The 21,726-nt window shown below is 30.6% G+C and carries 16 protein-coding genes, 2 tRNA genes and 3 pseudogenes; 8 read left to right on the top strand and 13 right to left on the bottom strand.

What is annotated here, in order from left to right:
* Nucleotides 1-128 (bottom strand): annotated as a pseudogene (gene rps15p / locus QZV12_RS00740) (30S ribosomal protein S15); the annotation flags it as partial.
* A 413-nt stretch (nucleotides 129-541) separates the two neighbouring features.
* The gene (locus tag QZV12_RS00735; protein ID WP_295615672.1) at nucleotides 542-1,099 is read right to left on the bottom strand and encodes an XTP/dITP diphosphatase; all 558 of its coding nucleotides are present in this window, start codon (nucleotides 1,097-1,099) and stop codon (nucleotides 542-544) included.
* 261 nt (nucleotides 1,100-1,360) lie between these two features.
* Between QZV12_RS00735 and QZV12_RS00730 the strand changes: the two genes are divergently transcribed.
* Nucleotides 1,361-2,200, top strand: a complete 840-nt coding sequence (locus tag QZV12_RS00730) for a methyltransferase domain-containing protein (protein WP_295615645.1) — start codon at nucleotides 1,361-1,363, stop codon at nucleotides 2,198-2,200.
* A gap of 134 nt (nucleotides 2,201-2,334) precedes the next feature.
* Here QZV12_RS00730 and QZV12_RS00725 read toward each other — a convergent pair whose 3' ends face one another.
* The 4 genes from QZV12_RS00725 to QZV12_RS00710 all read right to left on the bottom strand — a co-directional run bounded on the left by QZV12_RS00725 (nucleotide 2,335) and on the right by QZV12_RS00710 (nucleotide 6,867).
* On the bottom strand, nucleotides 2,335-2,913 hold the full coding sequence (locus QZV12_RS00725; protein ID WP_295615641.1) for a nucleoside triphosphate pyrophosphatase: 579 nt from the start codon (nucleotides 2,911-2,913) through the stop codon (nucleotides 2,335-2,337).
* Between the two features lie 20 nt (nucleotides 2,914-2,933).
* Nucleotides 2,934-3,530 (bottom strand): hypothetical protein, encoded by a 597-nt coding sequence (locus tag QZV12_RS00720; RefSeq protein ID WP_295615638.1) that lies wholly within the window; start codon nucleotides 3,528-3,530, stop codon nucleotides 2,934-2,936.
* Nucleotides 3,531-3,649: 119 nt separating this feature from the next.
* Entirely contained in the window at nucleotides 3,650-5,038 is a 1,389-nt protein-coding gene (locus QZV12_RS00715; protein ID WP_295615635.1) for an MATE family efflux transporter, read from the bottom strand.
* 188 nt (nucleotides 5,039-5,226) lie between these two features.
* Nucleotides 5,227-6,867 (bottom strand): bifunctional N(6)-L-threonylcarbamoyladenine synthase/serine/threonine protein kinase, encoded by a 1,641-nt coding sequence (locus QZV12_RS00710; protein WP_295615633.1) that lies wholly within the window; start codon nucleotides 6,865-6,867, stop codon nucleotides 5,227-5,229.
* A 349-nt stretch (nucleotides 6,868-7,216) separates the two neighbouring features.
* Between QZV12_RS00710 and QZV12_RS00705 the strand changes: the two genes are divergently transcribed.
* Both QZV12_RS00705 and cobT read left to right on the top strand, forming a co-directional pair.
* Nucleotides 7,217-8,017, top strand: a complete 801-nt coding sequence (locus tag QZV12_RS00705) for a hypothetical protein (RefSeq protein ID WP_295615631.1) — start codon at nucleotides 7,217-7,219, stop codon at nucleotides 8,015-8,017.
* 633 nt (nucleotides 8,018-8,650) lie between these two features.
* Nucleotides 8,651-9,715, top strand: coding sequence for a nicotinate mononucleotide-dependent phosphoribosyltransferase CobT (cobT, locus tag QZV12_RS00700; RefSeq protein ID WP_295615628.1), 1,065 nt, complete (start codon nucleotides 8,651-8,653; stop codon nucleotides 9,713-9,715).
* Between the two features lie 269 nt (nucleotides 9,716-9,984).
* Here cobT and QZV12_RS00695 read toward each other — a convergent pair whose 3' ends face one another.
* The 4 genes and pseudogenes from QZV12_RS00695 to QZV12_RS00675 all read right to left on the bottom strand — a co-directional run bounded on the left by QZV12_RS00695 (nucleotide 9,985) and on the right by QZV12_RS00675 (nucleotide 12,212).
* Nucleotides 9,985-10,182, bottom strand: a complete 198-nt coding sequence (locus QZV12_RS00695) for an LSM domain-containing protein (protein WP_295615626.1) — start codon at nucleotides 10,180-10,182, stop codon at nucleotides 9,985-9,987.
* A gap of 119 nt (nucleotides 10,183-10,301) precedes the next feature.
* Nucleotides 10,302-10,448 carry a hypothetical protein gene (locus tag QZV12_RS00690; RefSeq protein ID WP_292789242.1) on the bottom strand — a complete coding sequence of 49 codons (147 nt, stop codon included), beginning with the start codon at nucleotides 10,446-10,448 and terminating at the stop codon, nucleotides 10,302-10,304.
* Nucleotides 10,449-10,609: 161 nt separating this feature from the next.
* A pseudogene (gene surE, locus QZV12_RS00680) lies at nucleotides 10,610-11,389 on the bottom strand (5'/3'-nucleotidase SurE).
* A 115-nt stretch (nucleotides 11,390-11,504) separates the two neighbouring features.
* On the bottom strand, nucleotides 11,505-12,212 hold the full coding sequence (locus tag QZV12_RS00675) for a thymidylate synthase (protein WP_295615620.1): 708 nt from the start codon (nucleotides 12,210-12,212) through the stop codon (nucleotides 11,505-11,507).
* A gap of 523 nt (nucleotides 12,213-12,735) precedes the next feature.
* On the opposite strand from QZV12_RS00675, the pseudogene QZV12_RS13605 reads away from it, so the two are divergent.
* The 3 genes and pseudogenes from QZV12_RS13605 to QZV12_RS00660 form a co-directional block, all read left to right on the top strand.
* Nucleotides 12,736-13,087, top strand: a pseudogene (locus tag QZV12_RS13605) (restriction endonuclease); the annotation flags it as partial.
* Between the two features lie 1,219 nt (nucleotides 13,088-14,306).
* Complete coding sequence (locus QZV12_RS00665; protein WP_295615616.1) at nucleotides 14,307-14,501, top strand: hypothetical protein; 195 nt, start codon at nucleotides 14,307-14,309, stop codon at nucleotides 14,499-14,501.
* Between the two features lie 51 nt (nucleotides 14,502-14,552).
* Nucleotides 14,553-16,709: a hypothetical protein gene (locus QZV12_RS00660; protein WP_295615614.1), complete on the top strand. Its 2,157-nt coding sequence runs from the start codon at nucleotides 14,553-14,555 to the stop codon at nucleotides 16,707-16,709.
* A gap of 459 nt (nucleotides 16,710-17,168) precedes the next feature.
* Here the strand turns inward: QZV12_RS00660 and QZV12_RS00655 are convergent.
* Nucleotides 17,169-17,240 (bottom strand) — tRNA-Val (locus QZV12_RS00655).
* Nucleotides 17,241-17,351: 111 nt separating this feature from the next.
* A tRNA-Val gene (locus tag QZV12_RS00650) sits at nucleotides 17,352-17,423 on the bottom strand.
* Nucleotides 17,424-17,728: 305 nt separating this feature from the next.
* Between QZV12_RS00650 and QZV12_RS00645 the strand changes: the two genes are divergently transcribed.
* A complete protein-coding gene (locus QZV12_RS00645) occupies nucleotides 17,729-18,652 on the top strand; it encodes a branched-chain amino acid transaminase (RefSeq protein WP_295615612.1) in 924 nt (307 codons plus the stop codon).
* 202 nt (nucleotides 18,653-18,854) lie between these two features.
* Entirely contained in the window at nucleotides 18,855-19,679 is an 825-nt protein-coding gene (gene uppP / locus QZV12_RS00640; RefSeq protein WP_295615610.1) for an undecaprenyl-diphosphatase UppP, read from the top strand.
* A 367-nt stretch (nucleotides 19,680-20,046) separates the two neighbouring features.
* Here uppP and QZV12_RS00635 read toward each other — a convergent pair whose 3' ends face one another.
* Nucleotides 20,047-21,051, bottom strand: a complete 1,005-nt coding sequence (locus QZV12_RS00635) for a methanogenesis marker 12 protein (protein WP_295615608.1) — start codon at nucleotides 21,049-21,051, stop codon at nucleotides 20,047-20,049.
* Nucleotides 21,052-21,726 lie beyond the last annotated feature (675 nt).

Below are 21,726 nucleotides of genomic sequence, written 5' to 3'. Positions count from 1 at the left end.
CTAGGAATACCGTATTGGTCTCTTAAAATTACTCCGATTTGACTTGCAGATTTACCTTCTCTTTTGAATTTTACAATAAATTCTTCGATTTCTTCGTTAGTATATGCGATCCATTCTGGTCTTGCCATAAATATCCTCTCCAATAAGTTTTTTGATTATTTATAGTAAGGTCCTTTGTAAAATAATTCGTAGCGACAATATCATTAAAAGACTATTGAAAAATAATTCATAAACGATAATTTGTCAGTTAAAAAACTATTTTAAATTCAAAATGAAAAAACCTTTAAGAAATAACTGATATGATTAATCAAAACTTGAAATAATAGGTTTTAAAATAAATCAATTAAACGAAGAATAGAATAAACAATCCAATCATTTAAATCCCGATATCATTTTAATAAAAAGATTTCCTTATTTCTTAATTGGAAACAATAGATTCCAATTTCAACAATAAATTAATCCATTATCTATAAAAGAGATTAAATTCCTAATCAAACCATTTATAATATCCTTGGCTAATTAAAAAACATTAAAAAGTTTATTATTTGTCATTTTGATTTGTATACCAATTGATAAACTTTTCTAAAGAATTTCTTCTATGTGAAAACCGGTTTTTCTCTTCAGTAGTAAGCTCTCCAAATGTTTTGCCTTCTTCCGGAACTAAAAATATCGGATCGAAAGCGAACCCCAGATTGCCTCTTTCTTCAAAAGCGATTTGACCTTTGATACGCCCTAAAAAGACCTTGGGCTCAGAATTGGGTGTGCAATAGCCAATAACTGACCTGAATTCAGCGTATCTATCGTCAACTCCATCCATAAGCTTTAGTATATTCTGGTTTCCAAGTGAATTCTGTACAAATTTTGAATATGTTCCCGGAAAACCGTTTAAAGCTCTTATGAATAAACCAGCATCTTCCACAATCACAGAGCGATTTAACTCTTGGCAAGCATATTCAGCACCGAATTTTGCTACATCCTCAAGACTTCCTTGAGGTTCCATGTAACCTAAATCAATATGCTCAAGTTCAACGCCAAAAAGTTTGAAAATATTCTCTGCTTCTATTACTTTATGTTCGTTCCCAGTTATAAATGTTATCATAGTTTTAATTATATAAAAAAGTTTTAATAAATCTATCTGAAAATGAAAAACAATTAAAACAAATCCCAACTGGCTACTAATTTAAAGAATTGAACTATCTAAAAAGCAAGAGAAAGAAATTTAATGAAAGAGAAGCAAAGCAACAATGTTGAAAAAATAATGAAATGAACAAACTAAACAGAAATGAGAAGGAATTTAATTAATTGAACTAAAAATGATGAATGAAATGAAAAAAGGAATTATAAAGGAAAACTTATATTAATGAAAATTGACAAAGTAAGGTTGAGTGATGATATGAGTAATTATAAAGAATCTATTTATTTTACTTCCAGAATCTCAAGATATATGCTGGAGAATCTTATGAAAAACGGTGTTGAAAAACACCACCTTCCATCGCATATAACAACAAAGCAAGGTTTAATTGAACATTTAAAATCCCAAGGGTTTGAAAATGCACAGGATTTAGTCAATAATGCGATAAGCTATGCATTTGATAAGAAATATTTCAATTATTATGCTGCTGAAAAAGATGTTCATGAGTATAGCGATGAATGGATTAGTGATTTTCAATTGATTCTTAAAAAGCTAGATGTTTTTGACAAATTAAATGAACTGGACATTTTAAATGTTGGCTGCAATGATGCCTCCCAAATGGAAAAGATGATTGGCAACAATTTTAAAAACCTTTATTTGGTCGATGTGGGACTTAGGTCTCTTCTAGTTGCTAAGGAAATCTTTCCCAAAGCCATAATAATGAATACAAGTGCTGAATCTCTATATGAATTGCCAGATAACTCTATAGATTTATACTTATCTTTTAGAACATTCAATTCTCGTTTGTTTGATATAAAAAGCGCAGTAGCAGAATTAGACCGAGTCTTACGTTATGAGGGGATTGTTGTTCTTTCCATACCTAATGGATATGTGGATTCTGATGGAAACTTTAGCTATGGTTTAAAGCCTCCTAGTGAGGATAGTATAGATGCTGAGTATCCATTTAAAATTGTTGGTGAGATAATGTACAATCTTTCCAAATGCACTTTTAAGTATATTGGGCTTGTGAATAGCTTTTATGAAATATACATTTATGCCATAAGGTAAGATTTTATCTAATCCATCAAAAAGGGCACCACCATTAGCTAATACTACCAATCCAAATCAATCAAAAACAGCATCACCAATAGCTAATACCTTCAAAAAATCAACCAGAAACATCATCCACCATAAATCAGACCTCATTCAAAATCATTCAGATGATAGCCTAATGCATTTAATATTTCATAAATCTTTTCAACAGGAGCTCCTAGAATATTGTAAAAACTTCCATCAATTCTTTCTATAAAGCAGGAAGCTATTGTTTCAATTATAAATCCTGAAGAGTAGAGCACATCAGGTTCATTATCTACATAATATTGAGCATCCTCATCAGAGATGCCTGAAAATTTAATCCTTGTTTCCTGATAATCAGTATGACTTTTTTCATTTATAACATCAATCACTGTTATTCCAGTTATAACAGAAACTGTTTGATTTGAACATTCCTTTAGATTATTCTTTGCTTCTTCCTTATCCTTTGGCTTTTCATATATTTTGCCATTAAAATAGACTATTGTATCCAATCCGATAATTGCTCCATCGGATACTTTGCTTAAAACGCTTCCCGCCTTTCCTTTTGATAAGCTTTTGACCAGTTCATATGGATCTTCAAGGCTTATATTTTCATCAAAATCGTTTTCAATGGCTTCATGTTTCATTCCCACTTTTTGAAAAATCTCTCTTTTGAATTTTGAAGTTGTAGCTAAATATAATTTCATTTAAAACACCTGAAATATTATTATAACATATTTTCATCCAACAATATTCTTTTCACTTCTTCCCATCCGTTTCTCCAGTCACGACCTCCTCGGATGATATTTTTCTCTTCCAATTCCCTGTCGCTTATGTCTCTGTTATGATAAGATGGAAACAATATTTTTATTTCTATATCAGAATTTAAATGAGATATTGAATCGTCAATGATTATATCCCCTTTAATCAACTGCTTTGATGATGTGAAAATAAAATTTTCCGGATTTATGAATGGCAAATATTCCACTAGGAAATTAAATTTGTTTTTGAATACATCACCGCTCTCTAAAGGATAAAATGGATTGACGCATGAAGAGCAGATGTATATGTCATAGTATTCGCTTAATTGTTCAATTGTCTCAATAGCTCCAGGGAGAAAATCTGGATTTTCATAATTGTTTCTTGCTGAAGCAAATCTTTTAAAGTCCTCAAATTGATCTTTAGGTATTGCCACTTCATCTATGTAATAATCTGTAAAATCATCAATAAGATAGCTGGTGCCTAAAAATTCATTAACGGCATCTAGAAATCCAGAAAAGCATATTACCTCATCAACATCCAATAGTATCTTTTTTCTGCTCATTTATCATCACCATTCATCAACATTAACTTTTTTCTCTTAATATATCCTTCAACATTATTTACACTTTGATTCAATGTTCAACATTAACTTTTTTCTCTTAATTTATCCTTCAACATTATTTACACTTGATTCAATGTCTTTGATTCTTCCATAACTTCCTTTTTGAACTTTTGATTGAATATCATTATGCAAATAAAACCTATTATTGAACCTATATTCATTCCAATAATTGTTCCTAAATAAACTCCAAATACACCCATATTCAATATTATTCCAAATAGATATGCGAATCCCATGCTCAATATGATTTCTCTAAGAATTGTTGTTGCCAATGATTTAAATCCATCGCCAATGCCTTGAAAAACATAAGCGGCCATTAGTCCCAATGGGCTTAAAAAGTTATAAAATACAAATAATCTCAATATTTCTGCTGCACGATTGGCTAATGTGAAGTTAGCTGCTTGGGAATTAAAGAACCCACATATTGGATAAGCGAAAATGAAAAAGCATGCGGAAATTAAAAATGTAATTGCTAAACATAATAATGTTCCATATTTTATCGTTTCATTGAAATTTTCCCAGTTTTTAGCCCCATAAGCCATTCCTGAAACTGTTATTGTTGCAATTCCTATAGAAACGCCAGGCAAAAATGCTATCGCAATAATTCTCCAGACAATAGTGAAAGCTGCAACTTCATTAACTCCTGAAGTGGATATAATCATATAATTAAGCATTATAGCAACTATAGCAAAAATTATTTCTTCTGTTGCAGAAGGCAGTGAAACCACTAACATTTCCTTATAAATTTGCAAGTTACGTTTATAATCTGAGATTTTGTAATTAAAAAAAGTATCCTTTTTAATATAAACCCAATAAAGCATGCATAGGCATGATAAAAGTGATGCAATCACCGTTGCAAGCCCTGCTCCAAATATTCCTAAATTCAGGTAGTATATTAGAATCGGATCGATGATTATGTTAACCACTGATGCCAATATCAATGGGTTTGTAGCTCTTTTTATATCTCCTTCTGCTCTAAATATGCTTCCAAATACATTAGGCAGCAAAAACACTATATTAAGTAAAAATATTATTTTTCCATAATCCAAACAATATGAAACAACACTGGATGCACCTGAAAATATCATTAAATCCTTTAGAAAGAAAATGCCTATAATTAAAATGATGATTGAAACGATTATCATTAAAATTAATGCATGCATAACCGCATTATTCGCATCGTCAATTCTTTTAGCTCCGAGGAAACGTGAGATTAAGGAATTTACACCAGCTCCAATACCAGTTCCAATGCCAATGATGACCAAATATAATGGTGAAATAAATCCTAATGCTGCAAGAGCATCAGCATTTAGTCCAGAAACCCAAAAAGTATCTATTATGTTATTTAATAACATTAAAAGCATTGAAAATATTATTGGGAAAGCCAGTTTATTAATGGCTTTTTTAGGATTGCCCATTATTGATTCGATATTTGAATTAAAATCCATATTATTAATATATACTGTATGTATATAAAACTATCTGAATCTTATTTAAAAACAGAAAGAAAAGAAAAATAAAGAAATCCAACCTTATTATAAAAACAGAAAGAAAAGAAAAATAAAGAAATCTAATCTTATTTAGAGAATGGAATACTCATTAATCATAATATCCGCTCTGAAAAAAAAATCTTAAATTAATGAGTATATCTTCCTCTAGATTCAATCGCAGCAATCTGTTTAGCTATTTTTGATTGATTGTTAGCATCATAAGCTTCTAAAATCCAATCAAAGGTTTGAGTAGCTATATCATAATCAATGCTTTGGAATGATTTCTTTAAGACCAATAAATCTGCTGCCTTATCTTCCAAGAGATCTGAATATTTTCCTAATCCAAAGTCAAAAATAGCTAGATTATTGTTTATATCATCTAAATTGCCATCTACCAAAATCATATTGGAACCAGTCAAATCACCATGAATTATATCTCCATCATGGACCGCCTTAATGTTTTCACCAATGGCAATAGCTAATTCACGCCTTTTATCATCATCAATAGCAGACATTACGTCTTTAACTAATGATCCATTTATCTTTTCCATGATAATGGATTTTTCATCTAAATCAACATCATATAAAATTGGAGTTCTGACACCTGTTTTCTTGACATCAGATAAAATCTTGGCTTCACTTTTGGTTCTAAGCTTTCTGATTTTATTGTCTATCTCTTCTATCCTATAGGATTTGGAAACCCTGTTTTTGACAATAGCTTCCCTGCCAAGCCAAGTGGCTTCGTAAATATCGGATTCTGCTCCTTTTGCCTTAAGTTCCTTAGGCAAATCCAATTTATACTTGGTATTGTCTACCCATGGAGCATCCACTTCATCGGTTCTGAATCTTTGAAGGATGTTGGTGTCCTCTATCTTAAGTGGTCCGTAAGCCTTATACATCAATTGGCCTAACCAAGCAATCATTACTCCATTGTCTCCGGAATACTTCATCTCAGGCATGTAGAATTTTGCATAGTGTTCCTTTGCCATTATTTGCATCATTTCTCTAAGTCTGCTGTTTGCAGAAACTCCACCACATAAAAGAACCTCGTCCTTTTCTGTATGGGCAAGAGCCCTTTCAGTAACTTCTACAAGCATGGCAAATGCTGTTTCCTGAAGGCTGTAACAGATGTCTTCTATTCTTTCGCCATTCTTATGAGCCCTAAGTGCTGCACTTAGCAATCCTGAAAATGAGAAGTCCATTCCTTTTACAACATAAGGCAAGTCAATATAGGAACCATCCTTTGCAAGCTTTTCAACTACAGGCCCTCCAGGATGTCCAAGACCGGTTTCACGACCAAAATGATCAAGACAATTTCCAATAGCTATATCTAAGGTCTCTCCAAAGATCCTATATCTTCCAGATTCATATGCAATTACCTGACTGTTTCCGCCGCTTACATAAAGGGTTACTGGATTTCTAGCACCAGTATCCAATTTTCCTATCTCTACATGTCCAATGCAATGGTTAACTCCAACAATTGGAATGTTAAGACTTAAAGCAAGTGACCTTGCAGATGTGGCAACAGTTCTAAGTGCAGGACCAAGTCCCGGACCTTGTGAAAATGAAATGAAATCAATATCCTTATAGCTAAGGCCTGCCTCTTCCATAGCTTGTGGAATGATTTGAGGAATCCATTTGGCATGATGTTCTGCTGCCTCTCTTGGATGTATTCCTCCTTCCTCTGGATACAATTGCTTTCCAGCCATAGCCAACACATTGCCATCACTGTCTACAATTCCTATTCCAGTTTTTTCCGCAGTTCCTTCAATTCCTAATGATATCAATTTAAAAACACCTATTAAACAAGATTTTAAAAATAGAAAAAATAATAATCTTAACTTAAAAGAAAATTATCTATGCAATTATTTATATTAAGTATATTAACATACATTTATATATTTTTACTCAATGTCATCTATTTAATTTTTTTTGCTTAATTCTTTGATTTTTCCTTTATACAACTGATTTAAGTTTTATTTTTAAAAAAAGGTATTTATATGAACTTTTTTTAAGTATGGAGCATGTAAGTAAGTACTTACATTCGAAAAGGTTTATATATTAGTATTTCAAAAGGTTATATGCTAATTATATGCTTAAATTAAATTAAGTATGAAATTGAAATGAGATGATATGATGAAATATAATATTTTGTGTTTAATTTTAGTACTAGGGGTGATATTTTCAGTTTCATCAGTTTGTGCTACTGATTTAAATGAAACACAGCTCATTCCTACTGATGATTCCATACAAATAACCCATGACACACAGGCTATTCCTACTGATGATTCCATACAAATAACAAATGAAGAATCAGTTCCAGGTGAAAGCCCAGATGATTCTATAGAATTAGCAAATGAAGATACAGATATGGATGAATATGACTACAATTTCACCCCAATCTATAAAGGTGGCCCATTCGAATTGCCAAGTGATGAAATAGATATGGATGAAGGGGCAGAATATTCTATAAAAAACTTACCAATTGAAAAAAATGATTTGACTAAAGGCCAATACGATTTTACTCCAATTAGTCTAGTATATGTATTCCCAGAACCAGTAATGTGTCCACTAACTATTGTTTTACGTGACTGTGACGGTTCACGATCCCATAATAGTAATATATCTTTGAGCGTCATCAAGCCGAAAATTGAGGGAAACACCATAAGCGCCCCAATTGTGTGGCAGGACTCCATGCTTACCAACAAAAAAGGCGAAGCCACACTTCCCATCCCATTAGGACATAACCAGACTACTGTGAGCTTCCAAGTCGTAATTAGTTTCCATGACTCTGACTGGAAGTATATTGTTTGTGGACAAATCCTAAATGCAACTAAAGGCGGAAAGATATGGGTTAGCTGCCCTAGTGACAAAAACGGTTGTTATTTGATAGATAAAAAAGAAGGAGTTCATATAAGCATGTATGGAGAATATTAATGAGAAAATAATCTAGAACATTGTTTCAATACTTAATACATCTTAGATACATTTGTTTCTAATTTCTTTTTTAATATTTTTTTTAATTTCTTTTTTATTATTTAATTCCAGTTAACTAATTCTATTCCTTAAAATAAATCTATTCCTTAAAATAAATCTAATCCTTAAACTAAATCTAATCCTTAAAATAAATCTATTCCTTAAAATAAATCTAATCCTTAAAATAAATCTATTCCTTAAAATTCTAATAAATTGATGAAAAGGTCAGCCATTTAACCAACAAATCAAAAATATCCTACTTGTCCTGCAAGAACAAATAGATACGAAAGACATTAAAAACCCTATGATAAAATTTAAATATTTCTTTTAATAAAGTATAATTTGAACCTTTCTTATCTAAATTTGTTTTATACTCAATTATTATTGCAAACAATATATGCTTAAAGCATATTATTTAATTTAAAGGAAAATAAATGCTATTTTTTATATAACAAAAAAATAATAAATTCCATAATATAATTTTTTAGAGAATGAATAAAAATAAAAGATCACTACTTTTCTAGCTTAAATATTTAGAAATAAAAAATAAATTTTAAAGGACTTGAAAGGATAATAAAAATTAAAGATGATAAAATGATAGAAGGATTAAAGACTTACGGTTCAGACAAATTATCAAAAGAATTGCCAAACTTGAAAAACCCTATTTTTATTTGTACAATAGCTACTACTGAAACTTCCAAGATTCCAGGCCTTACTGGTGCTGGAACTACTCCAGAACTTACAAAGTTCACTCCTGCAGGAGATGCAGAGCTTATTTTGGAAGGAGAGGTCAAATGTATGACAGACATACCTCAAACAATTATTGGGGAGGTTGTAACTCCTACCCCTTCAATGATTACCAAAGGTTCCCTTGCCCTTTGCGATTGTCCGGTTATGGTATTGGATGCTGGAAGTGAAGTCAAGGCAAACACTGATGTCTTTGATATAAGCGATGGAAAATGGGGTAAGGATATTAGAACTGGACAGGCTGTAGAAGACCCTGAAGGTCTTTTTGAAAAAGGATTTGAACTTGGAGAAATATTATCTGAAAAGCATGATTACATTGTGATTGGCGAAAGCCTTCCTGCTGGTACAACCACTGCCCTTGGAGTTTTGGTTGGCCTTGGATATGATGCAAAAGGAAAGGTCAGCGGATGCATGGATACAAACCCTCATGAGATGAAAAATGCATTGGTTGAAGAAGGATTGGAAAAGGCAGGATTAGAAGAATCTAAAGACAACAATCCATTTGATGTTGTAGCTGCTGTTGGAGACCCTATGCTTCCTGTAGTTGCAGGAGTCCTTATGGGTGCTAAGGTGCCTGTTGTCTTGGCAGGAGGAACCCAACTTACTGCAGCATGTGCAATAGCTAAGGCATTGGATCCTGAATTTGACTTTTCAAACAGCTGCCTTGCAACTACTGCATTTGTGGTAAAGGACAATACCGCAGATATCTTAGACATTACTAATCAAATAGGGGAAATATCTGTAAATGCAGTAAATCCTAACTTTGAAATTTCCCGTATTGAAGGTCTTAAAAATTATACAAAATGCTTTATTAAAGAGGGAGCAGGTGCTGGCGGAGCTATGTTCTTAGCCCTTATGTTAGGAAACAGCATTGATGAAATCAGAGAATCAATTGAAGATGCATGCAGTTAAACTTAACATCATTTTATATAAATAGCTCTAAAAACAGTAAATATTATTACTCTAAAAATAGTGCTAAAAGCTTAAAATTAATGATTAAATCAAAAAATAGCCCTAAAATAGTTAAATTATCCAACATAATTTAACTATATTTTTTTAAAAAAAGAAATGATTCGTAACTAATGAAACTAATATTGAAAATATAAAATTATGTTAAGGGAAAAACTGATAAAAATAGAAAAATAATTAAAAGAAAAATAAGAAAAAAATAGAAAATAGCCTTATTCTTGAATAGAAATAAATGCTATTTTTCCACCTTTAATAACTTTTAAACCTTCACCATCATCTAAAACTAAGTTTAAAAAGTTATCAATTGTAATTATTTTTCCTTCTACTTCTTCCCAGTTTTTTAAACCAATGAGAACATTTTTGCCTTTGAATTTAGCAAATTGTTTATTTACTTGGAAATTATCACTCATTTTATAGCCTCATAAAATTATAAAAATTAAATTTAATTTATCAATAAATATTAGTAAAATACTATTTATTCTTAATCTATTATATACTTATTTAATGAAATCACCAAAATCTTAAAAATTTAATTTAAGTTTAATTCATTTAAAAGTTTATCTCTTTCTTTTCTAAGTTCGTTTAAAAGCTTTTCATCATTGCAGCCTTCTTTTTCTAATTTTGCTAAAGTATGTGTTACAGCTTGCAATGTAGCTTCAAGTTGGTTTACAGACATATATTATCTCCTTAAATTTTTAGAAATTATCTATCATAATTATTATGTACCTTATATTATATATTGTTTGTGTATTATGAAATAAAATTCAATGATTGCAATTGAATATCTAAACAAATGCAAATGAAATTTCATTGCCTCAATAAAGGAATGAATCTAAACTATTCCTTATACCAATCCTTCAATCCCTCTAAATCAGGAGCCATATCCAATATTAAAGGAGTTAAGGTAGGAACATTCTCTTCCAAAAGAACATAATCATCAGAATCCTTAGGATTTCCCTAATAGAAAATGCCGTTAATCCAGTAGTATGCTCTTCCCCTTGGATCAATTCGTTTTTCCACAACTGGCTCATACATTCTTGTAGCTAAAGGACATATCTTAGGTTCATATGATTCAGGATTAGCTGGAACATTCAAATTCAATATATCGATGCCCTCTGGAAATCCATTGTCAATGACCTTTTGAATAAGGTTTCTTAAAACCTTTTGGCTTGATGAGAAGTCAATTTCAATATGGCCCTCATCAAATTTTATTTTATCATCAGGAGTGTGCTGACTGACAGCAATTGTAGGAATTCCATAAGACGCAGCTTCAGTTGCAGCACCAATTGTTCCAGATGTGGAAAGCTCTCCTTTTCCTGTGTTTCTGCCAGTGTTGATTCCAGAAACCACTAAATCTGGCTTTTCATCCATCAATTCATAAATTCCTATAGTAACTGCATCTGTAGGAGTTCCAGTTACAGCATATCCCACATCACCATCTCGTAAATTCACTTCATTCACTCTAATCGGTTCGACAAGAGTCAATGCATGACCTATTCCGCTTTGCTGATTGGAAGGTGCCACCACAATAGTTTCTCCAAATTCATCAGCTACCTGTTTAGCTGCCAATATACCTGAGGCATCTATGCCATCATCGTTAGATAAAAAATTTTTCATATGAATCATCAAATAATAAGCAATAAAAAAAAGATATAAAAAAAGAAAAAATAATCTAAGGATTATTTTATAAGAGTTCTACAGCCGTCAAGAGAAATCTTTCACATCACTCAAATCATAATAAGGACTTATTAGCAGAAATCAATTTTCTAGCAGCCCTCATATCGTTATTGTAGATATGGCCAGAAGTGGAGTGATAATGAAGTCCGCCGAAGTTTAGCTTTTCTCCCATGATTTCCTTGTTGACTTCCTCTTTCATTTTTATTCCAATGTAGGTTATGAAGAACATGTTGGAATAGAATGCTCCAAAAATATCATTGGAACGGAAGAAACAGTGAATAGTCAATTCTCCATCCCTAACTAGAATCTGAATAACCTGCAAACATGGAATGTCTTCCCTATCTCCATCCAATGCAGGGTCAATGGTAACAGCCACTGCACGGTTACTGCCTGTAGCAGTTAGGATTCTTTGTTTCATGGTTTCGAATTGATCTACACCAAAATGCTCTAAAATACGATTAGGATAAGTGTAAACAAAACCTTGGTCATCCCTTATTTCAAAGGATTTTACATATTCATATAATGCATCCCCTTTTATAGGGCAAGAATCAATATCAAATTTGCCGCTTTTGATTTCCTCTAACATCAATTCAGTAGTCATGTGTTGATATTTTGCTCTGAATTTCAAATCCAATGGATCATCAATGTAATAATAGTTACCGAGACTTTCTTTTAAATGATGATCACTGTCCTTATATGTTTCCTTACCTTCTTTTAAGATTTTATTAACGAATTCTAAGTAACATTGACCAATAGATAACATAATAAACGATTCCTTAAAGTTTTAATTAAATTATTATCAGTAAAAATAATCAGTGGTTTAGATTATTTTCATATTAATTTATAATATATAATTACAGTTTTATAAAATTTTTTATTGGATAAAAAAATTAGAAAAATCAATGAATTTTAGTATAAACCTTGGAAAAATTAGATGAAAATCTTAATATAAAAAATTAATGAAAACCAATAAAAATTAATAAAAATATTACATTAAAATTAATAAAAATCTTAAAATAAAAAATTAATTAAAACCAATAAAATTTAATAAAAATATTACATTGAAAATTAATAAAAATCTTAAAATAAAAAATTAATTAAAACCAATAAAATTTAATAAAAATCTTACATTAAAATTAATAAAAACCAAGAAAAATTAACGAAAATCTTACATTGAAAATTAATAAAAACCAATTAAAATTGATGAAAATATAAAAAAATTTAATAAAAATTATATATTGAGAAAATATAAATATATTATATTAAAAATAAGATTAGGTGAAACCGTGGAAAAACCACAATTAGTGAATTTTATAGCTAAAGTTCTTGAAGATTCTGGCTTTAAAGTTTACAAATATTTTAAAACATCTCAACAGGTCGTAGACATATATGCGATTCTGCAAACATCTATGGGAGATTTTGGTTTAGTTGTTGCATGTAAAAACTACGATAAAGACTGGGAAGTTGGAATTGATGTTTTAAAGGAAATGGAAGTCATTGGCAAAAAACTTAAAGCATCAAAAGTTGCAGTTGTAACTAGTTCTGGTTTCTCTACACAAGCAAAAAGATATGCTGAAGAGAAAAAAATCAAACTGATAGACAGAAACAACCTTGTAACTTTAGCTAAAAGATATTCAAACAAAAACAAGGAAACAAAACCAAGATTAGAACGTCAACCAAATAGGCTCACTGACATTGACAGTAATTCATTTTATAGCAGAGATGTCAATAGAGATTATATTGACAATGCAAGCAATTATAACCGAGATGTCAATAGGGCATATATTGACAGCCAAGCTGAAAGAGATTATAGCCAAAGCAGTTATGATGACAGATCATACAATAGGCTTCAAAGCTATAATGAGGGCTATGAGGAATTTGCTGAAGATATGGAATACTATGAGGATGAAGTCGGTGGCTTGGAATTAAGTCATTATGATGAATATGATGATGAGTTGTATCGTGCCGAGTTCTTAAATAAGACTCCGAGGGACAGCTATTCCGGTCCGGTAAGCACATTATTCGCAAACCGCCAAATTGAAACTCCAAAAAGAAGCAGAAGAAGCTTCCTATCTAAGCCAGAAGATACTCAAGATCAAAGAGGCAGAGACTTAGGAGGCAGAGGAACTTTAGATTATGGAAATAGACATAGCTTTATGCCTACTACAGACAATTCAAAAAGCAAATTTGGCAGTCCGGTTCCTCAAAAGCCAAGCAAGCCTTTTGGAGAAATAATAAAACCTTTATTAGGCAATGTTGTTGTAATGATTGCAGTTGTCGTTGCCATATCATACTTAATTGGATTGATAATCGGAAGCATAGCAAAAATACCAACAGGATTCCTGGGAATTGCTCAGCTTTTAATAGCATTGGTATTGTCTTATGCATTAGTTATTTTTGCTGACAAAGAAGCAGATGTGCTTGTAAAAGGAACACTTGTATTCTTTGTTTCATTAGTAATTATCATGTTATTGATTATTGTATTTTAAGCCAGCTTTTTAGGTCCTTTGGACCAAAAATCTGGATATTTAAAAAAGGGTTTCACTAATCTTTTAATTTTTTATTTTTTAGTATTTCATTTTTAAATTCCCTATTTTTACTTTTTTTAAATTTTAATTATTTCTATTAATTTTTTTAACCTATTTAATTACCTTTATTTTTTAAACAAAACTTTTAAAATTTTTTAAATTATAAATAAGATTCAACAATTCCGTTATAACGATGTAAGTAAGTGCTTACAGTCAAAAAGTTTCATATACTCTTAATTAGATAATATAATTAATGTAAAAAAATCTAATTAAAGGTATGGTATCAAATGGTAAAAAATAATAATTACTTAAAAAATATCCTTTTAGTTATGGTTTGTTTTTGTTTTATTATAGCCATATCCTCTGCATGTGCTGCAAGTGATATTGACAATGGAACATTAGGGCATGAAAATTCTATTAAAACAAAAACAAACTATAATGAAATGGGAGTAGTCACTGAAACATTAGTGCAAGAAAATTCTATTGATGAAAACACAATAGATGCTGAAATGCAAGTGCCTTGATGATGGTGTTGAACGGAAAGTAACTGATGCGAAAACACAATAGATGCTGAAATGCAAGTCGATAATGTAAGAAATAATGATGATAAGTCCAATCATAATAAGCTTAATACTAAAATGCTTAATTCCAATGGACTTAATGAGGATAACAATAATATAGAAAGCAATAATGCTGTTGGGTCTTATGATGATTTTGTTAATTATATTGGGAATTTAAGTCCAGGCAGCATAATTGAATTAGATAAGGATTATAATTTCTCTTCTAAAAATTATAAGCCTCTTGTTTTAGATGTTGATGATCTTATAATTAATGGAAATAATCATACAATCTATGGTAACAGCCATGACCCAAGGATATTCAATATCACAGCTGATGGTGTCTTAATTAATGATTTGTGTTTTAGAAATTTGGATTTTACTTTTGAAAACACAGCATCCTATGTAAATAAAGGAAATTATATTATTGCTTATAATAGTGCTTACAGCCCTATTACAGTTAATGGAGATTATGTTGAGATAACTGCTTGCAAGTTCATTGGGACTAGTGCTGTTAATGGTGGAGCAATCTTTTGGAATGGAGACATGGGAAAAATCGATTCATGCATATTTTTAAATTCTACTGCAAAAGCTTTAGGCAGTGCAGTTTTTATGAGCGGATCCCATAATAAAATCATTGATTCCAAATATTTCAACTGCATTAGTGAAATGGGCCAAGATGCAGTCTATTTTGGAAATGATCGTAAAAGAATCTCCATAAAAAATTGTCTTCTTGATGATTCAAGCAAAATGTTTGATGGTAATGTAGTAGATTTGGATCCTGAAATTTTCCATTATTCCTACATATCACATGTAGCAGATAAGGAAATTGACGTTACTCGTTTATTATATTCTTCCATGGTTAATGGAGGCATACAATACCTGGATAATGACACTTTTTATTATTGTGAACATTTCGATTTAAGTGGAGATATCATTTTTTCTCTGTTTAGAAACTTTACTGATAATAGAATACTATACTCAAAGGCATATCATTTCAGCAATCTGCATAATATAGCAGATGTATTTCCTTTATTGCTAAACAACAGTTTTTCCTTGGATGTTGACATTACAAAAACCGTTTATGTCTATGATGTGAACAGTTATAAGGCAGCGATAAAAACCACTTACAAATCTTTGGATTCCATTAAGGAATATGCTGAAGCAGATGGTTTAGACAATATCAAGAACAAAGTATTGAATATTATTTTTACCAAGGAAATGACAATTGATTGTAGAGATACAATCAATCCATCTTCTCTTGGTTTTGATTCCGTTAATTTAGCAGGAAATGGTTCAACAATTAAAACTGTTTCTAAAGATAGGGATGAAAACACATGGCTTAAACTTGATAAAGATATTGTTTTCTCTGCATCCAACTTGACTGTCACTGGGTTCAACACTGCAGTGGAAAGCTTAAACGGAACCTGCATATTCAGTCATATAAATTTTATTGACAATCATAAGGATTACGTTATTGACAGGGACTGGGGCGCTGCAATTCTTAATCTAGGGATTGCCCTATGCTATAATTGTCTTTTTAAAAACAATAAGGCACATCATGGTGGTGCAATCTTTAACCAAGGATATATGAATTTGGAGAATTGTTCATTTGTAAACAACCATGCAGAAAAATATGGAGATGACATCTGTGTTTCAGATGGAGGAGAATTAACAACAGTTTCCGAATCAGGAAATCTTAGCCCTGAGAACTATATTGCAGCTACTGGATTAAATTCTATAGCTCCTGCCAAAGGTGGTGACATAAAAATTGACATTGTTGAAAGTATATCTGATGCAGATATTACACTTATGGAAGTCGTTTGTGTTGCTGGAAGTTTCGTTGCTGGTTTTTTAGTAGGTGTTTTTACTGCTAACCCTGTTCTAGGTGCTATAGTAGGTGGTTCTATCGGTGCTATTGCAGGTACTACAGCTACTGCATATGTATTCACCCATAATTATGATTATAGATTCGATAGATTAAAGCCTGCTTTGATTTTGATTGGAGGATCAATTGCCGTAGGAATAATCGGAGGAATCGCGGGAGGTTTATTGGGAAGTTCTATTAAGGCTTGCATTAAACCAGTTACTGAACCTTATGTACCTGCAGATTTTGAGAGTTTTCATAGTAGTGTTTCTGATGCTGGAAGTGTGGTGGACATAGTTCTTAAATAATATTCTTTTCCACTAATTTATTTAGGAAAATAACATTTTTCCAACCCCTCTTTCTTTTAGAAATAATCTAGAAATTAGGGGATTTAAAATATTTTTTTACCTGATTTTCATTATTCAATTAATGAAAATCTCTTTTTTTATTTGAAAGTAGTTTTTTTATATTTCTCTAATTTAAATATTAATTATCATTTATTTTTTTTAATTTAAAGATGAGAATAAGTAGTTATTTTTTATATTTTTAAGATTGAAAAAAAATCTTGGCTTAAAAATAGGAAAACATTAATCAGTATTAATTTATTTCTTGACTTAAAAATAGGAAATCATTAGTTATTTATTAATATCTTGACTTAAAAATAGGAAATCAATATTTATTTATTAATTATTCATTGATTTATTTATAAAATTACATTAAAGCCTATAATATTTTATAATCTAAAAAAAACAAAAAAAGTATAAAAGTGGTTCCGGCGAGATTCGAACTCACGGTCCTCTCGTTGTAAGCGAGATATCATACCCCTAGACCACGGAACCAATGCAAAATAGAATTAATTCTAATGAATTAATACAAAAAATATATAAAAAAGTTATCTTTTCAAAAATAATGAAAAGAATTAATTAAACTTATTAAAAAGTTTAAAGAAGTGGTTCCGACGAGATTCGAACTCGTGATCCTCTCGTTGTAAGCGAGATATCATACCCCTAGACCACGGAACCATACAACATAATAGTTTATGTTAACATATTATTTAAAACTTTCGATATATGAGATTTAAAATGAAAATCTTATGAAATTTTTTTAAAAAATCAGAAATTTATGAATAAAATAAAAAAATATTAAACGAAAATCTTTTAAATAAAGTAATATATTTAAAATATAAGAAATAAATAATTAATAAAGGAATTATTTTAAAGTAGAATTCATTTTAAAAATTATTATATCAATACAATTCTTTAAAACAATCCTTATATTAACTACAATGACATGAAAAATTACTTTTAAAAAGAACAAAGGTGAAAAAATGGCATTTGATGAAAATTTAAAAGTTTGGATGGATGGAGAATTTGTAGCATTAAAAGATGCTAAAATCAACGTTCTATCTCACGTAGTACACTACGGAACTGCAGTATTTGAAGGTATAAGATGTTATGAAACTGAAAATGGACCTGCTGTATTCCGTTTAAAAGAACATGTACAAAGATTATTTGATTCCGCTAAAATTTACAAAATGGAAATTCCATTTACTCAAGAAGAAATCTGTGATGCAATCATCGCAACCATTAAGGAAAACAACTTAAAAGGATGTTACATTAGACCAATCACCTACAGAGGTTTCGGTGAATTAGGAGTAAACCCATTAAATTGTCCTGTAAACACTACCATTGCTGTTTGGGAATGGGGAGCATACATTGGAGAAGAAGAAATGGAACAAGGTGCAAACATTGGTATTTCCACTTGGAGAAAACCAGCACCAGGTACATTACCTGTTCTTGCAAAAGCAGCAGCTAACTACATGAACTCCCAACTTGCTAACTTAGAAGCTGGTGAACATGGATACGATGAAGCTATCCAATTAGACTACCACGGACATGTTGCAGAAGGTAGTGGAGAAAACATTTTCATCGTAGAAAACGGTAAAATCGTCACTCCTGACTTAGGTTCTTCTATCCTCAGAGGAATTACCAGAGACAGTATCATGACCATTGCAAAAGACTTAGGCTATGAAGTTTCTGAAGAAACCATTTCAAGAGAAAGATTATACTTAGCTGATGAAGTATTCTTTACTGGAAGTGCAGCAGAAGTTACTCCAATCCGTGCAATTGACAACAGACAAATTGGAATCGGATCAAGAGGTCCTGTAACTAAAGAATTACAAGAAAAATACTTCGACGCAGTATATGGAAGATCTGAAGATATTCACAATTGGTTAACCTATGTCGAATAGACATATAACCAATTTTAAAAAAAAAAATATTATCAATAACTTATGTTTTATGGCATAAGTTATTTTTTTAAATTTTTATGATAATCAAATCTGTTGATTTAAAACATAAGGTAAAAAGGATAAATTACGTTTTATTTAATCAACTGATTTAATAGATTAGTTAAAAACAATAAATTTTGCGATTAATTAAAAAGGTGAAATAATGGACATTTTACAAGCAATAATTATTGGACTTGTCCAAGGATTAACTGAATTTCTACCGGTAAGTAGTTCTGCCCACTTAATATTTGCCCAACAGGCATTAGGTGTTACAGATGTAGGATTAGCATTTGATGTGCTATTGCATTTAGGAACTCTCATAGCAGTGATAGTATACTTCTTTAATGATATTATAAATATGATTAAAGGATTCCTTATAAGTCTTATTGACTTGAAAGATGGAAAATTCATTCCAGAAATTAAGAAAGACCCGTATAAGAAATTGGCTTGGCTTACAATATTAGCTACCATTCCTGTAGGAATTGTAGGAGTCTTGTTCAACGATTTAATTGAAGAATTGTTTACAGGATTGACTGTACCTGCATTTTTATTATTGGTTACCGGTTGTCTTTTATATGTATCCCAAAGAATGAACAGCGGCAGAATTGATGTGAGAAATGTTGGTGTTAAGGAAGCATTGCTTATGGGATGTGGACAAGCATTGGCAGTATTGCCAGGACTTTCACGTTCAGGTACCACAATAGCTGCAGGATTATTTGCAGGATTGGATAAGGAATTTGCTGCTAAATTCAGTTTCATTTTATCAATTCCAGCAATTCTTGGTGCTGCAGTATTTGAACTTAAAGACTTGACTGGAGGAAATGTCGATTTATTAGCCTGTTTTGCAGGATTTATCGTTGCAATAATTTCCGGATATTTAGCAATTAGCTTCTTGCTTAAAATCATTAGAGAAAAAAGCTTGGACATTTTTGCATACTACTGTTGGATTGTAGGAATTATTGTATTAGTTGGAAGCTTAATTCTTTAAGTTTAAAGCATTCAATTTAAAAAAAGTTTAGAGATTTTTCTCTGAATTTTACTATTTTTTTTAACTCGTTTTAACAATATACAATTATCTAATTTTAAACTGTTTAAAACTATTTTTAATAATTATTTGAAAAGAAATAATTAAAATAAAAAAAGGATACTGTTTGAAAAAAAATAAATTAAATAAAATCAGACACTACTTGAAGAGTAAATTAAATTAAAAAAATGGATCTGTTGAAAACCTTTTTTAAAATTTTATTTTAAATCTTTTTAACAGTTATTTTTAAAAATTTTTATATAAATTTATAAGATTTCAACAAAGCCAAAAAATAAAAAAAAGAAATGTTTTAAAAAAAAACATTTAAAAATTATTCTAACTCAACTTTTATGCCCATAATCTCTCTTTTTCCATGGGCAATATCCCTTGCTATTTGTGCTGCACCAATAGCTCCAGATTCACTTGAAATGATTCTGCAAGGATACTTGTTCTTAAGGTACTTGTTTAACTCTAATTCAAAATCAACAGGACCCTTCATAGAACCCATTGAACCTGTAAGAACGATTCCTTCAATTTCATTATGGCTTACTGCAATCAATCCTGCAATTTCCATTGCCACAGTCATGATCATAGTGTCAATAGCTAATTTTGCCTTTTCATCACCATTTCTATAATTGTTTAAAAGGTCATCCTTCATGAAAGCGACCTTATCGTCAATATTCGCTATCTTTACAGCACCAGCATGAGAGAAACATTCATTTGCAGTTCTTCTTCCCTCATCAATGTCCCTAATCATTTCCAAATCAATAGGTCCATGAACTACACCCATAGCGCCACAGCATGCATCAATAGCTCCTTTGATTATTCCATCTTCAATCAATAAATCCACACTATTTGAACTTATGTCTGCTACAATCATGTTTTCCCATTTGGTTTCAAGATAGGCATTATATACAATGCTTACCTTTTCAGGGCTTGCATGATGGGAATAAGCTGCTCTGAATAAAGGGTCAAGCCATTCACAATCTTTATGAATACCTGGAATCATTAAAACAGGCAAATTGGCCTTTTCAATTTCTGAGTAAACTGAAGTTCCTCCTCCAGTCACTTTACCTGCACCGCCAATTGCAAGAATTCCCCTATTTTCAACTCTTTCCATTGGAAGAATTGTGCTGATTCCATCTCCCATTGCATAAGTAATAATCATTAATTCAATATCATCTAAATCTACACGTTTAGACAATTCTTCAATAGCTGATACTCTTCCAGCTTTGCTATCTTCACGAGATATTTTGAAAACATCAAGAACTTTCTCTTCCTCCATTATGGCAAATGAAATTCCAGTAGTTCCATGATCCATACCAACAAATACCATTTTAATCACAATTTTAATTGATAAAACAATTATTTAAACTTTAAAAATAATTCAAGAATAAATATTTGATAATTTACATATATTTAATATAGTTTAAAAAGTTTTATATAATCTTTATCATTTTATTGATTTTTCACAAGTTTAATAGGATTTTCATAAAATCTTTCATTACAGTGCAAAAAAAGAAGAAAAGAAAAAAATTAAATAATCCAAGATATTTCATTACAGTGAAAAAAAGAAGAAAAGAAAAAAATTAAATAATTCAAGGATTTATTCACATTGCAACAAATTTATCTATGAAATTAGCGTAATATAAATCTAAAAAAGCAATATATGTCTAACAATGATGATTTAAATTAAATTTATTAGTTTTTTTAATTAAATACTTCTCCCTAATCATTAATCTCATATTTTAAATGCAAGTAAGCACTTGCTTTCGGAAACTTATTTATATATGGCTCTTGAAACTATAATTAACGGATTTAAGGGAAGGATTGAATAGATAAATTAAACTATTTGGTGTATTAGAAATTTCTATGTAATGATAGCACATAAATGACATTTTAAACTATGCAAAATGACTATAAAAAACTTAAACGACTGTACAAAGCATACATGCAAATTTCTAATAAACTAAATATATTACAATTTAAATTAATATATTTTAACTTTCAT

Source organism: uncultured Methanobrevibacter sp. (assembly GCF_902769175.1).
In the GTDB taxonomy this organism is placed as follows: Archaea; Methanobacteriota; Methanobacteria; order Methanobacteriales; family Methanobacteriaceae; genus Methanobrevibacter.
Note: the sequence above shows the minus strand (reverse complement) of the source record. Positions and strands in the feature narration are given on the sequence as shown.